Genomic DNA, 13235 nt, shown 5'->3' with positions numbered 1-13235 from the left:
CTCGTACGGGGGACGTACGTCCAATGTAGGCGCGGAACGGTCTCCGGGCGCGGTGTACGGCGCGACAGGGCGGCCGGGCGGGTGGCGGGGGGTCTTTACGGCCAGCCGGCGGGCAGGGCGGCACAGGGCCGCTCAGGCGCGTGCGGGGACTCCTGTGAGGGCGGTGACGACCGGGTCGAGGGCCTGGTTGATCTCGTCACCGATGGAGCGGAAGAACGTGATGGGCGCGCCGTAGGGGTCGTGCACCTCGTCGGCCTCGGCGTTCGGCGCGAGGAGCCAGCCGCGTAGCGCGGCCGCCGCGCCCACGAGCGCGCGGGCGCGGTCCACCAGGCCGCCGTCGGGCAGCGCCGGGTCGGGCTCGGGCAGAGTGGCCGGATCTATGGCCTTCACCAGCCGGTTGAACTCCTTGAGGGTGAAGGTGCGCAGCCCAGCGGAGTGGCCCATGGAGATGACCTGGGCACGGTGGTCGCGGGTGGCGGTGAGCACCAGGTCCGCGCGGATGACGTGCTCGTCCAGCAGCTCACGGCCGATGAACCCGTCGGGGTCGGCGCCGTAATCGGCCAGCACGGTGGCGGCGTGGGCCTCCATCGGGGCGCCCTCGTGGCCCCAGGTGCCGGCGCTCTCCACCACGATGCCGCTGGTCAGCTCGGTACCGAGTCTGCATTGCAGGCCATGGCGGTGCAGCCGCTCGGTGATCGGCGAGCGGCAGACGTTGCCGGTGCTGACGTGGAGGATGCGGAAGGTGTAGTCGTCCTGCGTTCCCGCTATGCCACGCCCCTGCAGGGCCATCAATTGGCCACCTCGAGCTCGGGTACGACCTTGCGGAGCTCGTCGGCGTCGATCGCGCCGGCCCGCAGCAGCCGCGGGATCTTCCCGGTGACGTCGACGATGGAGGACGGCACGGCGGCCGGGGTGGGCCCGCCGTCGAGGTACACGGAGACGGAGTCGCCCAGCATCTCCTGGGCCGCGTCGCAGTCCTGCGGGGACGGACGTCCCGTGAGGTTGGCGCTGGAGACGGCCATCGGGCCGAACTCGGTCAGCAGGTCGATGGCGACCGGGTGCAGCGGCATCCGTACCGCCACCGTGCCACGGGTCTCCCCCAGGTCCCAGGTCAGCGACGGCTGGTGCCGGGCGACCAGGGTCAGCGCGCCGGGCCAGAAGGCGTCGACCAGCTCCCAGGCCTGCTCGGAGAAGTCGGTGACCAGGCCGTGCAGGGTGTTCGGGGAGCCGACCAGGACCGGCGAGGGCATGTTGCGGCCGCGGCCCTTGGCCTCCAGGAGGTCGCCGACGGCCTCCGAGCTGAAGGCGTCCGCGCCGACCCCGTAGACGGTGTCGGTCGGCAGCACGACCAGCTCCCCGCGCCGGACCGCCGAGGCGGCCTCACGCAGGCCGGTCGCGCGGTCGGTCGCGTCGCTGCAGTCGTATCGCCGTGCCATTAGCGGGCCTCCTGGTGCGGAACGGTGGTGGGGTGGGAACGGCGGCGCCCGGCGGCGGCCGGGGCCCGGTCGGGAGCTGCGGGTACGGTCACGGCGTCGCCCTGCGGGCGGTCGCGAAACGCGGGCGGTTGTTCAGGTCGGGGTGGTCGGCCGCGTCCGCCCAGCCGCGCTCCTCGGTGAAGATCCACGGCACCTGGCCGCCCTGGGTGTCGGCGTGCTCGATCACGACGACGCCGCCGGGCCGCAGCAGGCGGTGTGCGGTGCGCTCGATGCCCCGGATGGTGTCCAGGCCGTCCTCGCCGGAGAAGAGCGCGAGCTCTGGGTCGTGGTCGCGTGCCTCCGGTGCCACGTGCTCCCACTCGGTCAGCGGGATGTACGGGGGGTTGGAGACGACCAGGTCGACCTGGCCGTCCAGCTCGGGCAGCGCGGTCAGCGCGTCGCCCTGATGGAGAACGACGCGGGACCCCTCGACGTTCTTGCGTGTCCACACCAGGGCGTCCTCGGACAGCTCCACGGCGTGCACCCGCGAGCGCGGGACCTCCTGGGCGAGCGCGAGGGCGATGGCGCCGGAGCCGGTGCACAGGTCGACGATGAGCGGCTCGACGACGTCCATCGCGCGGACGGCGTCTATGGCCCAGCCCACCACCGACTCGGTCTCCGGCCGGGGCACGAACACCCCGGGGCCGACGTGCAGTTCCAGGTACCTGAAGAAGGCGCGCCCGGTGATGTGCTGGAGCGGCTCGCGGGCCTCGCGGCGGGCGATCGCCTCCCAGTACCGGGCGTCGAAGTCGGCGTCGCCCACCGTGTGCAGCTGGGACCGCTTCACGCCGTGCACGTGGGCGGCGAGCTCCTCGGCATCGAAGCGGGGCGAGGGCACGCCGGCGTCGGCCAGCCGCTGGGTCGCCTGGGCCACCTCGGCGAGCAGCACAGACCGGGCCTTGGGGGGACGGCCCCCGGGAGACTGCTGCACTGGTCCTCCAGCCGGTACGTACTTCGGTCGTGCGGTGTGAAGCGGGCGCCGGGCGCCCGCCCGCGGCTTACTGGGCGGCGGCCAGCTTGGCCGCCGAGTCGGCGTCCACGCAGGCCTGGATGACCGGGTCGAGCTCGCCGTCCAGCACCTGGTCCAAGTTGTACGCCTTGAAGCCCACCCGGTGGTCGGAGATCCGGTTTTCCGGGAAGTTGTAGGTCCGGATCCGCTCGGAGCGGTCGACCGTACGTACCTGACTGCGGCGGGCGTCCGACGCCTCCCGCTCGGCCTCCTCCTGCGCCGCCGCGAGCAGCCGGGAGCGCAGGATGCGGAGCGCCTGCTCCTTGTTCTGCAGCTGGCTCTTCTCGTTCTGGCAGGAGACGACGATGCCGGTGGGCAGGTGGGTGATGCGCACCGCGGAGTCGGTGGTGTTGACCGACTGGCCGCCCGGGCCCGAGGAGCGGTAGACGTCGATCCGCAGGTCGTTCGGGCCGATCTCGACCTCGACCTCCTCGGCCTCGGGGGTGACGAGCACGCCGGCGGCGGAGGTGTGGATGCGGCCCTGGGACTCGGTGGCGGGCACGCGCTGCACGCGGTGCACTCCGCCCTCGTACTTGAGGCGCGCCCAGACGCCCTGGCCGGGCTCGGTCTGCCCCTTGGTCTTCACGGCGACCTGGACGTCCTTGTAGCCACCGAGGTCGGACTCGTTGGCTTCGAGGATCTCGGTCTTCCAGCCGAGGCGCTCGGCGTAACGCAGGTACATCCGCAGCAGGTCGCCGGCGAACAGCGCGGACTCCTCGCCGCCCTCGCCGGCCTTGACCTCGAGGATGACGTCCTTGTCGTCGCTGGGGTCGCGCGGGACGAGCAGCAGCCGCAGCTTCTCGGTCAGCTCCTCGCGGCGGACCTCGCCCTCCTTCACCTCGTCGGCGAAGTCGGGGTCGTCGGCGGCGAGTTCGCGGGCCGTCTCGATGTCGTCCCCGGTCTGCTTCCAGGCGCGGTACGTGGCGATGATCGGGGTCAGTTCGGCGTAACGCTTGTTGAGCCGCATCGCCTCGCGCTGGTCGGCGTGGACCGCGGGGTCGGCGAGCCGCTTCTCGAGGTCGGCGTGCTCGCCGATCAGTTCCTCGACCGCCTCGAACATCGTGGTGTTCCTCTGCTGGCTGGGATGTACCGGGGGCGCCCGCGGCCGGAGGGGCCGGCGGGCCATTGACGGCAAAACGCCGGTCCGGTCGCCCCTGCGCAGGGGCGACCGAGAACCGGCGCCTTGTGGGTCGCTACTTCTTGCCGGACCCGGCGTTCTTGCCGAAGCGGGCCTCGAAGCGGGCCACGCGGCCACCGGTGTCGAGGATCTTCTGCTTGCCCGTGTAGAACGGGTGGCACTCGGAGCAGACGTCGGCACGGATGGTGCCGTCCGCAACGGTGCTACGGGTGGTGAACGAGGCGCCACAGGTGCAGCTGACCTGGGTCTCGACGTACTCCGGGTGGATGTCGCGCTTCAAGGGATTCTCCTATGTATCGGGAGGGCACCGGGTCGTGCTCGCGGGATGCGTCACGTGAACCGGGGCCGACGGTCCAGTTTGCCAGTACTGGCCGCATCTCCCCAAACCGGGGGGCGACTGCCGTTATTCCCGGCCCGTATGCGGGCCGGGAGACGGAGCCACCCCTCTCACCGTACGTAGTCGGACGTGCCGCCCTTGTCGCCGGCCGAGTCCTTCAGGGCCGACTTCGGGATGGCCTTGTCCTCCCGCAGCGCCTTCCAGACCTGCTTGTTCTGGGCGTCCAGCGGCAGCACCCGGTTGGGGTTGTCCGGGTCGTACGTCACCGGGAGGGTGGCCATGTTGATGTGGTCCGAGCCGATGCCCCCGACGCTCTTGGCCAGGCCGACCAGCGCGTTGACCGAGTTCAGCCGGGTGTCGGTGGTGATCGCCTTGGTGGCGGTGTCCCCGATGTCGTACAGCTTCGTCGGGTTCGACAGCACACCGACGTCCTTGACCTGGTCCATCAGCGCCTTGATGAAGGTCTGCTGCAGCTGAATGCGGCCCAGGTCACTGCCGTCGCCGCCGGGCACGCCGTGCCGGGTGCGGACCAGGCCGAGTGCCTGCTCGCCGTCCAGGGTGTGGGTGCCGGGGTTCAGGTCGAGGTGGCTGTCCGGATCGTGGATCGCCTTCTTCGTGGTGATCTCGACGCCCCCGAGGGCGGTGATGAGCTTCTTGAAGCCACTGAAGTCGACCTCGACGAAATGGTCCATACGGATGCCGCTCATGGACTCCACCGTCTTGACGGCACAGGCCGGACCGCCGACCTCGTACGCGGTGTTGAACATGACGTGCTGGGCACCCGGGGTCTGCTGCCCGCCCTTGGTGCACGAGGGCCGCGAGATCAGGGTGTCCCGGGGGATGGAGACCACGCTGGCCTTCTTGTGGCCCTTGTATACGTGCACCACCATCGCGGTGTCCGAGCGGGCGCCGCCACCGTCCGAGCCGTACTTGGCGTTGTCCCCGGCCCGGGAGTCCGAGCCGAGCACCAGGATGTCCATCGAACCGTTGTCGACGTCGTCCGGGCGGTCGGCACCCAGTGCCGCGTCGATGTCGACGCCCTTGAGGTTGCCGTTCAGCTGGTAGTAGACGAACCCGAGCCCCGCGCCGCCCAGCAGCACGCAGCTCACCAGGGCGCAGAGCGTGATCGTCAGCGCCCTGCGGCGCCTCGTGGGTCCCTTGCGCCGGCGGCCGGTGGCGCGTATGCCGCGGGAACGGCCCTCGGCCGTCCGCGCGGCCCTGCTGCTGTCCGCCATCTGCTCCTCAGTCCTTGCTGCTCGGCTGGCCTCGCCGTCCCCGGCTGTCACGTCCTCTCACCGGTGGTGTCCCGCACCTTGTCAGACGGGAGGCATCCGGGAAGGGTTGCACAGACGGCCGGGCCGCCCAGGTCGCTCGGGCCGGGCGCGCCGGAGTCGGCGTACAGCCGTTCGCACCTCGCTCACCAGGGATTTTGCCTGGTCTGCCGGATACGGGACGGGACGTTTACGGACTTTATGTCTGTGCGGAAGGTCTCAGGGCGCGGCCGTCGGACGCGGCATGCGTCACAGCACTTTCACGGCCAGGACGCGCCGGTGACAGCACGACGAAGCCCTCCCCGCCGGATGGCGGAGAGGGCTTCGCTCGACGGTGCCGGCGGGCGTCAGTCGTTGCCGTTGCCCGGGGTCGGCGTCGTCTTCTGGATCTGCAGCAGGAACTCCGCGTTGGACTTCGTCTGCTTCATCTTGTCCAGCAGCAGCTCGATGGCCTGCTGCTGGTCCAGGGCGTGCAGCACCCGGCGCAGCTTCCACACGATCGCCAGCTCGTCGCTGGAGAGCAGGATCTCTTCCTTACGGGTGCTGGACGCGTCCACGTCCACCGCCGGGAAGATGCGCTTGTCCGAGAGCTTCCGGTCGAGCTTGAGCTCCATGTTGCCGGTGCCCTTGAACTCCTCGAAGATCACCTCGTCCATCCGCGAGCCGGTCTCGACCAGCGCGGTGGCCAGGATGGTCAGCGAGCCGCCGTCCTCGATGTTGCGCGCGGCACCGAAGAACTTCTTCGGCGGGTACAGCGCGGTCGAGTCGACACCACCGGACAGGATGCGGCCGGAGGCGGGCGCCGCGAGGTTGTACGCGCGGCCCAGACGGGTGATGGAGTCCAGCAGGACGACGACGTCGTGGCCCAGCTCCACCAGGCGCTTCGCGCGCTCGATGGCGAGCTCGGCGACGGTGGTGTGGTCCTCGGCCGGGCGGTCGAAGGTCGAGGAGATGACCTCGCCCTTGACCGACCGCTGCATGTCGGTGACCTCTTCCGGACGCTCGTCGACGAGGACGACCATCAGGTGGCACTCGGGGTTGTTGCGGGTGATCGAGTTGGCGATCGCCTGCATGATCATGGTCTTGCCGGTCTTCGGCGGGGCCACGATCAGACCGCGCTGGCCCTTGCCGATCGGCGACACGAGGTCGATGATCCGCGTGGTCAGCTGGCCGGCCTCGCCCTCCAGGCGCAGCCGCTCCTGCGGGTACAGGGGGGTCAGCTTGCCGAACTCCGGGCGGCCGCGGCCCTGTTCGGGGGCGACGGAGTTGACGGAGTCCAGGCGCACCAGCGCGTTGAACTTCTCGCGGCGCTCGCCCTCGCGGGGCTGGCGGACCGCGCCGGTGACGTGGTCACCCTTGCGGAGGCCGTTCTTGCGGACCTGGGCGAGGGAGACGTACACGTCGTTCGGGCCCGGGAGGTAACCGGAGGTCCGGATGAACGCGTAGTTGTCGAGGATGTCCAGGATGCCCGCGACGGGGATCAGGACGTCGTCCTCGGCGACCTGCGGCTCGGCGCCGAAGTCGTCGCGGCCGCGACGGCCACGGCGGTCCCGGTAACGGCCCCGGCGACCGCGGCGGCCGCCCTGGCCGTCGTCGTCGAAGTCGTCCTGGCGGTTGCCACCGCCGCCGCCACCCTGCTGACGGTTGCCGCCGCCCTGCTGGCCGCCGCCGTCGTTGCCGTCGTTGTTCTTACGACGGTCACGGTCCCGGTCGCGGCCCCGGCGGTCGCCCTTCTGGCCGCGGTCCTGACGGTCACCGCGGTCCTGGCGGTCACCCCGGTCCTGACGGCCCTCGCCGCCCTTGCGGCCCTCGCCCTCCTGGCCGGAGCCGTCCTTCTGACCGTCCTTGACCTCGGTCTTCGCCTCGGCCTTGGCCTCGCCGCGCGCGCCGTCCTTGGCCTCACCGGCGGACTCGGGGCTGCCGGCCGCTGCGGTGGCACGGCGCCGGCGGCGCTCGCCGGCCGGCTGCTCGTCACTGGCGCCCTGGCCGGGGATGTCGATCTGCTGCTGGCCGGCGGCGGTGTCCACGGCCTTCTCCGCCTTGGCGGGCTTCTCGGCGGTCTTTTCGGCGCTCTTCTCGGCCGCGGCCTCGCCGGTGCGGGCCTTGGAGGTGGCCCGGCGCTTCGGCTTGGCCTCGGCGGGAGCCTCGGCGGACGCGTCGGCGCCCTTGGCCGCACCGGCTCCGCCGGCGGCCTGCTTCTCCTTGATGACCTCGATGAGCTGGCTCTTGCGCATCCGCGCGGTGCCCTTGATGCCGAGGCTGGAGGCTACCTGCTGCAGCTCGGCCAGGACCATGCCCTCAAGGCCGGTGCCGGAACGGCGTCGCCGCGAGGCACCAGTGGCGGCCCCGGTGGCAGGCGCGGCGGGAGCGTCCGTGGCGGGCGCTGCGGCATCGCCATCGGTGCGTACGCCCATCAGATCGGTGGTGTCGCTCACGAAGGGTCCTTCCCTGGAGCGGGCGTCGGCCTGTCTGGCTCGGCGACCGGTTGTGCTGTCCGACCGCGGTCCCTCGACATTCACGGGCCGGGCCGGGGCGGTGGTCCCGCCGGATTCGGCGGAGAGATCAGTTCATGGTTCCGACGCGAAAGATGCTGCGCATTCATGCAGGTCACGCTTCATGCACATCACGCCGATTTCCGGAGCATGCTCGCTTCTGCTTTAGGCAGTCGCTCCAAGCAGGTTGGGAGGCTCCCGGAAGAAAGGTGGTCCCGACTGGGGACACGAAGTACCTCGCCGCTGCGGCGTCGAGTACTCACTTGAGGTTAACACTACCGGATCCAACAAACATTCCCCCTCTCTCAGACCGGCAATCCGTCGGTCACCCGGCGAGCGGCAGCACGCTCGTTCCTGCTGCGTCGAGGGACAGCCGGTTGGCCGCCCACCCCTCGCCCGCCAGAGTCGCGACCTTGTCGGCCGCTCCCTCCTCGACCAGCGCGAGCACCGTCGGGCCCGCGCCGGAGACGACCGCGGGGACACCGTCCGCCCGCAGTCGGTTCACCAGGGCCACGCTCTCCGGCATCGCCGGCGCCCGGTACTCCTGGTGAAGTCGGTCCTCGGTCGCGGCGAGCAGCAGCTCGGGGCGCCTGGTCAGGGCCTCGACGAGCAGTGCGGCGCGACCGGCGTTCGCCGCGGCGTCACCGTGCGGGACGGTGCGCGGCAGCAGGCCCCGGGCGGTTTCGGTGAGCACGGGCTTACCCGGTACGAAAACCACCGGAACGACGGAATCGGCGGGGTCCATCCTGATGGCGCGGGCTGCGCCGGCGTCCATCCAGGACAGGGTGAATCCGCCGAGCAGACAGGCGGCGACGTTGTCGGGGTGGCCCTCGATCTCGGTGGCCAGTTCCAGCAGCGCGGCGTCGTCGAGCTTCTGCTCGCCGCCTATCGTCACGGCGCGCGCCGCGACGATGCCGGCACAGATGGCCGCGGAGGAGGAGCCGAGGCCCCGGCCGTGCGGGATGCGGTTGGCGCAGACGACCTCCAGGCCGCGCGGCTGCCCGCCCAGCAGGTCGAATGCGGTGCGCAGGGACCGTACGAGCAGGTGGCTCTCGTCGCGCGGCAGGGTGTCGGCACCCTCACCCGCGATGTCCACGTGCAGTCCGGAGTCGGCGACGCGTACTACGACGTCGTCGTACAGACCCAGGGACAGGCCGAGGGCGTCGAAGCCGGGACCGAGATTGGCGCTGGTGGCGGGGGTGCGCACCCGGACGGCGGCGGCGCGGAACGCTGGACCGGCCATCGCTCGATGACTCTCCTTGATGTGAAACTGCGGTACTGCCCCGGAGCGCCGCGGTGCCGAGGCACCTGATCGGCTCATGGGGTCCGTTCTGACCTGCCCTGCACACCACTGCACTATGCCGTGGGGAGGGGAGTTGGCTGCCAGCCTATCGAAGGAAGGTTCAGTGGCGACATAGGGCGCACGGGAGGCGCACGATGCGTGTCGCGCGCCCTCTCATGCCACACCACTCACTTTGCAGCCTTTGCAGGATTTGCCCTGCGGGCCGTACGGGGCCGGTGCGACACGCGCGCCGACCCCGTCAGGACCGTTCCGACCGGCTGTTTCCGGTCGAATTTTTGTCTTACGACAGATGCCTTACGCCAGGCCCAGCCGCTCGGCGGCGGCGTCCGCGTCGACCGGGACCGTCACCGGCTGCGGCGCGCCGGCCACCGCCCAGTCCGGGTCCTTCAGGCCGTTGCCGGTCACGGTGCACACGATCTTCTGGCCCCGGTCGACCCTGCCCTCTTCTGCGGCCTTCAGCAGACCGGCCACCGAAGCGGCCGAGGCCGGCTCCACGAAGACCCCCTCCTGCGAGGCCAACAGGCGGTACGCAGCGAGGATCTGACGGTCGGTCACCTCGTCGATGGCACCGCCCGACTCGTCCCGCGCGGCCTCCGCGAAGGACCAGGAGGCCGGGTTGCCGATGCGGATCGCGGTGGCGATCGTGCTCGGGTCCTTGACCACCTCGCCGCGCACGATCGGCGCGCTGCCGGACGCCTGGAAGCCCCACATGCGCGGCGCGCGGGAGGAGATCCCGTCCGCCGCGTACTCCTTGTAGCCCTTCCAGTACGCGGTGATGTTGCCGGCGTTGCCGACCGGCAGCACGTGGATGTCGGGCGCGTCGCCCAGCATGTCCACGATTTCGAAGGCCGCGGTCTTCTGGCCCTCGATGCGGACCGGGTTGACGGAGTTCACAAGTGCGACCGGATACTTCTCCGAGAGCCCGCGGGCGAGCGTCAGACAGTCGTCGAAATTCCCGTCGACCTGGAGAATCTTCGCCCCGTGCACCAGGGCCTGGCCCATCTTGCCGAGGGCGATCTTGCCCTGCGGGACCAGCACGGCGCTGACCATACGGGCACGCACGGCGTACGCCGCGGCGGAGGCCGAAGTGTTGCCGGTGGAGGCGCAGATGACGGCCTGCGCACCCTCCTCCTTGGCCCGGGTGATGGCCATCGTCATGCCGCGGTCCTTGAAGGAACCGGTAGGGTTGGCGCCCTCGACCTTGAGGTGCACCTCACAGCCGGTGCGCTCGGAGAGCACCTGCGCCGGCACGAGAGGCGTACCGCCCTCGCGCAGGGTGACGACCTCGGTCGTGTCCTTGACCGGCAGGCGGTCGCGGTACTCCTCGATGATGCCGCGCCACTGGTGGGTGGTACCGGCGCTGGTAATGGCAGACATGGGTTCCTTTACTCCCCTTCGACCCGCATGATGCTGGCGACGCCCCGGACGGTGTCCAGATTGCGCAGCGCCTCGACGGTCGAGGACAGCGCCGCGTCGGCGGCGCGGTGGGTGACGACGACGAGGGACGCCTCGCCGCCTCCGTCCGGCCGGCCTTGCTGGCGCACCGTATCGATCGATACGCCGTGCTCGGCGAAGACCATGGCGACCTGGGCCAGGACGCCGGGTTTGTCGGCCACATCGAGGCTGATGTGGTAGCGGGTGACGACGTCGCCCATGGGGCCGACCGGGAGCTGTGTGTACGCGGACTCGCCCGGCCCGGTGGCCTCGCTGAGCTTGTTGCGGCAGACCGCGACCAGGTCGCCGAGGACGGCCGAGGCGGTCGGCGAGCCGCCGGCGCCGGGACCGTAGAACATCAGCTGTCCGGCGGCGTCCGACTCCACGAAGACGGCGTTGTACGCCTCACGCACGGACGCCAGCGGGTGGGTCAGCGGGATCATCGCGGGGTGCACCCGCGCGGTGACCGAGGCACCGTCCGCGGCCCGCTCGCAGATCGCCAGCAGCTTGACCGTGCAGCCCATGCGCTTGGCGGAGGCGATGTCGGCCGCGGTGACCTCGGTGAGGCCCTCGCGGTGCACGTCGTCGATGGTCACGCGGGTGTGGAAGGCGATGCCCGCCAGGATCGCGGCCTTGGCGGCGGCGTCGAAGCCCTCGACGTCCGCGGTCGGGTCGGCCTCGGCGTACCCGAGCGCGGTGGCCTCGTCGAGCGCCTCGCTGTACCCGGCGCCACTGCTGTCCATCCGGTCCAGGATGAAGTTGGTCGTGCCGTTCACGATGCCGAGCACCCGGTTGACCTTGTCCCCGGCCAGCGACTCGCGCAGCGGGCGGACCAGCGGGATCGCACCGGCCACCGCGGCCTCGTAGTACAGGTCGGCGCCGTGCTCCTCGGCGGCCGCGTGCAGCGCCGCGCCGTCCGCCGCGACCAGCGCCTTGTTGGCGGAGACCACGCTCGCGCCGTGCTCGAAGGCGGTGGTGATGAGCTTCCGGGCCGGCTCGATGCCGCCGATGACCTCGATCACCACGTCGATGTCGCCCCGCTTGACCAGCGCGGTCGCGTCGGTGGTGACCAGCTCGGCGGGCACGCCCTCGCGCACCCGGTCCGGGCGGCGCACGGCGATGCCCGCCAGCTCCACCGGAGCGCCGATCCGGGCCGCGAGGTCGTCAGCGTGCGTCGTCATGATGCGCGCCACCTCTGAGCCGACCACACCACAGCCCAGGAGCGCCACCTTCAGCGGACGCGTACGCATCATTCGACCTCTGCTCTTCCGTGTTGCGGCCCCGAAGGAACGGGGCCTGTTCGCAATGGACCAGTCTCACCCACCGGACCGGAATTCTTACCCTTGGTCCAGATGGCGAGACATCTATTTCACTTATCCGACATCGAGCCGCAGGAGATCTTCCTCCGTCTCGCGCCGGACGATCACCCGGGCCTCGCCCTGGCTCACGGCCACGACCGGCGGCCGCAGCGCGTGGTTGTAGTTGCTGGCCATCGACCGGCAGTACGCACCGGTCGCCGGCACGGCCAGCAGGTCGCCCGGCGCCAGGTCCGACGGCAGGAACGCGTCCCGCACGACGATGTCACCGCTCTCGCAGTGCTTGCCGACCACCCGCGAGAGCATCGGCGCGGCGTCCGAGGTCCGCGAGACCAGCGCCGCGCTGTACTCCGCGTCGTACAGCGCCGTACGGATATTGTCCGACATCCCGCCGTCGACGCTGACATACGTCCGCAGGCCTTCCAGCTCCTTGACCGTGCCCACCTCATAGAGGGTGAACGCGGTCGGGCCCACGATGGCGCGGCCCGGCTCGACCGAGAGGCGCGGCACGGCCAGCCCGGCGGCCTCGCACTCGTGCCGCACGATCTCCCTGAGCGCCTTCGCGATCTCGTGCGGCTCCCGGGGGTCGTCGTCCGAGGTGTAGGCGATGCCGAGCCCACCGCCCAGGTCGATCTCCGGCAGCTCGACCCCGTGCTCCTCCCGCACGTCCGCCAGCAGCTGCACGACGCGCCGCGCCGACACCTCGAACCCGGCCATGTCGAAGATCTGCGAGCCGATGTGCGAGTGGATGCCGGTCAGCTCCAGCCCGTCCAGCTTCAGCACCCGGCGCACGGCCTCGGCGGCCTGCCCGTCGGCCAGCGCGATGCCGAACTTCTGGTCCTCGTGCGCGGTGGCGATGAACTCGTGGGTGTGCGCCTCCACACCCACGGTCACCCGGATCTGCACCGCCTGCCGCTTCCCCAGCTGGTCGGCGACGTGCGCGACCCGCGCGATCTCCTGGAAGGAGTCGACGACGATCCGCCCGACCCCGGCCTCCACGGCCCGCCGGATCTCGCCCTCGCTCTTGTTGTTGCCGTGCAGCGCGATCCGCTCCGCCGGCATCCCGGCCGCGAGCGCCGTGGCCAGCTCGCCCGCGGAGCAGACGTCGAGGTTCAGGCCCTCCTCGTGCAGCCACCGCACGATGGCCCGCGACAGGAACGCCTTCCCGGCGTAGAAGACATCGGCCTCCTCCCCGAAGGCGTCCTTCCAGGCCCGGCACCGCTCCCGGAAGTCGTCCTCATCCAGGAAGTAAGCAGGCGTACCGAACTGCTCCTTCAGTTCAGCAACGCTCATCCCGCCAACGGTGACGACACCGTCGGCGTTCCGCCGGACCGTCCGGGACCAGACCCGCGGGTCCAGGTCGTTCAGGTCGGCGGGCGGAGCGGTGTAGTGGCCCTCGGGCAGTACGTCGGCGTGGCGGGGCCCTGCGGGGTGCGCGGAACGGCTCATGACGGTGGGAG

The 13235-nt window shown here is 70.9% G+C and carries 11 protein-coding genes; all 11 read right to left on the bottom strand.

The features are described from left to right. Window positions 1–132 precede the first annotated feature (132 nt). A complete protein-coding gene (locus ACIGQF_RS16100) occupies window positions 133–789 on the bottom strand; it encodes a protein-tyrosine-phosphatase (RefSeq protein WP_399710392.1) in 657 nt (218 codons plus the stop codon). Continuing rightward, window positions 789–1436: an L-threonylcarbamoyladenylate synthase gene (locus ACIGQF_RS16095; RefSeq protein WP_399710390.1), complete on the bottom strand. Its 648-nt coding sequence runs from the start codon at window positions 1434–1436 to the stop codon at window positions 789–791. Before ACIGQF_RS16095 ends, ACIGQF_RS16100 begins: the two co-directional genes overlap by 1 nt. A gap of 88 nt (window positions 1437–1524) precedes the next feature. Beyond that, window positions 1525–2406: a peptide chain release factor N(5)-glutamine methyltransferase gene (prmC, locus tag ACIGQF_RS16090; protein WP_399710388.1), complete on the bottom strand. Its 882-nt coding sequence runs from the start codon at window positions 2404–2406 to the stop codon at window positions 1525–1527. A gap of 67 nt (window positions 2407–2473) precedes the next feature. Beyond that, window positions 2474–3544: a peptide chain release factor 1 gene (gene prfA, locus ACIGQF_RS16085; RefSeq protein ID WP_399710386.1), complete on the bottom strand. Its 1071-nt coding sequence runs from the start codon at window positions 3542–3544 to the stop codon at window positions 2474–2476. Between the two features lie 133 nt (window positions 3545–3677). Next, window positions 3678–3902 (bottom strand): 50S ribosomal protein L31, encoded by a 225-nt coding sequence (rpmE, locus tag ACIGQF_RS16080; RefSeq protein WP_030621163.1) that lies wholly within the window; start codon window positions 3900–3902, stop codon window positions 3678–3680. A gap of 167 nt (window positions 3903–4069) precedes the next feature. Beyond that, window positions 4070–5194 carry an LCP family protein gene (locus ACIGQF_RS16075; protein ID WP_399710383.1) on the bottom strand — a complete coding sequence of 375 codons (1125 nt, stop codon included), beginning with the start codon at window positions 5192–5194 and terminating at the stop codon, window positions 4070–4072. 383 nt (window positions 5195–5577) lie between these two features. Then, window positions 5578–7665, bottom strand: coding sequence for a transcription termination factor Rho (gene rho / locus ACIGQF_RS16070; protein ID WP_399710381.1), 2088 nt, complete (start codon window positions 7663–7665; stop codon window positions 5578–5580). Window positions 7666–8047: 382 nt separating this feature from the next. Further along, window positions 8048–8965, bottom strand: coding sequence for a homoserine kinase (thrB, locus tag ACIGQF_RS16065; RefSeq protein ID WP_361555623.1), 918 nt, complete (start codon window positions 8963–8965; stop codon window positions 8048–8050). Between the two features lie 354 nt (window positions 8966–9319). Then, complete coding sequence (gene thrC / locus ACIGQF_RS16060) at window positions 9320–10402, bottom strand: threonine synthase (protein WP_399710379.1); 1083 nt, start codon at window positions 10400–10402, stop codon at window positions 9320–9322. A gap of 8 nt (window positions 10403–10410) precedes the next feature. Next, the gene (locus tag ACIGQF_RS16055) at window positions 10411–11712 is read right to left on the bottom strand and encodes a homoserine dehydrogenase (protein ID WP_399710377.1); all 1302 of its coding nucleotides are present in this window, start codon (window positions 11710–11712) and stop codon (window positions 10411–10413) included. 120 nt (window positions 11713–11832) lie between these two features. Next, the gene (gene lysA / locus ACIGQF_RS16050) at window positions 11833–13224 is read right to left on the bottom strand and encodes a diaminopimelate decarboxylase (RefSeq protein ID WP_399710375.1); all 1392 of its coding nucleotides are present in this window, start codon (window positions 13222–13224) and stop codon (window positions 11833–11835) included. Window positions 13225–13235 lie beyond the last annotated feature (11 nt).

Origin of the sequence: Streptomyces sp. NPDC053560 (assembly GCF_044544605.1) — a bacterium.
In the GTDB taxonomy this organism is placed as follows: Bacteria; Actinomycetota; Actinomycetes; order Streptomycetales; family Streptomycetaceae; genus Streptomyces.
This window is presented reverse-complemented; position numbering and strand designations above follow the sequence as displayed.

Excerpts from the sequence above, each read along its gene's own strand:
- lysA (WP_399710375.1), bottom strand. The coding sequence starts at position 13,224 with ATGAGCCGTTCCGCGCACCCCGCAGGGCCCCGCCACGCCGACGTACTG.
- thrB (WP_361555623.1), bottom strand. The coding sequence starts at position 8,965 with ATGGCCGGTCCAGCGTTCCGCGCCGCCGCCGTCCGGGTGCGCACCCCC.
- ACIGQF_RS16095 (WP_399710390.1), bottom strand. The coding sequence starts at position 1,436 with ATGGCACGGCGATACGACTGCAGCGACGCGACCGACCGCGCGACCGGC.
- prfA (WP_399710386.1), bottom strand. The coding sequence starts at position 3,544 with ATGTTCGAGGCGGTCGAGGAACTGATCGGCGAGCACGCCGACCTCGAG.
- ACIGQF_RS16100 (WP_399710392.1), bottom strand. The coding sequence starts at position 789 with ATGGCCCTGCAGGGGCGTGGCATAGCGGGAACGCAGGACGACTACACC.
- ACIGQF_RS16055 (WP_399710377.1), bottom strand. The coding sequence starts at position 11,712 with ATGATGCGTACGCGTCCGCTGAAGGTGGCGCTCCTGGGCTGTGGTGTG.
- ACIGQF_RS16075 (WP_399710383.1), bottom strand. The coding sequence starts at position 5,194 with ATGGCGGACAGCAGCAGGGCCGCGCGGACGGCCGAGGGCCGTTCCCGC.
- thrC (WP_399710379.1), bottom strand. The coding sequence starts at position 10,402 with ATGTCTGCCATTACCAGCGCCGGTACCACCCACCAGTGGCGCGGCATC.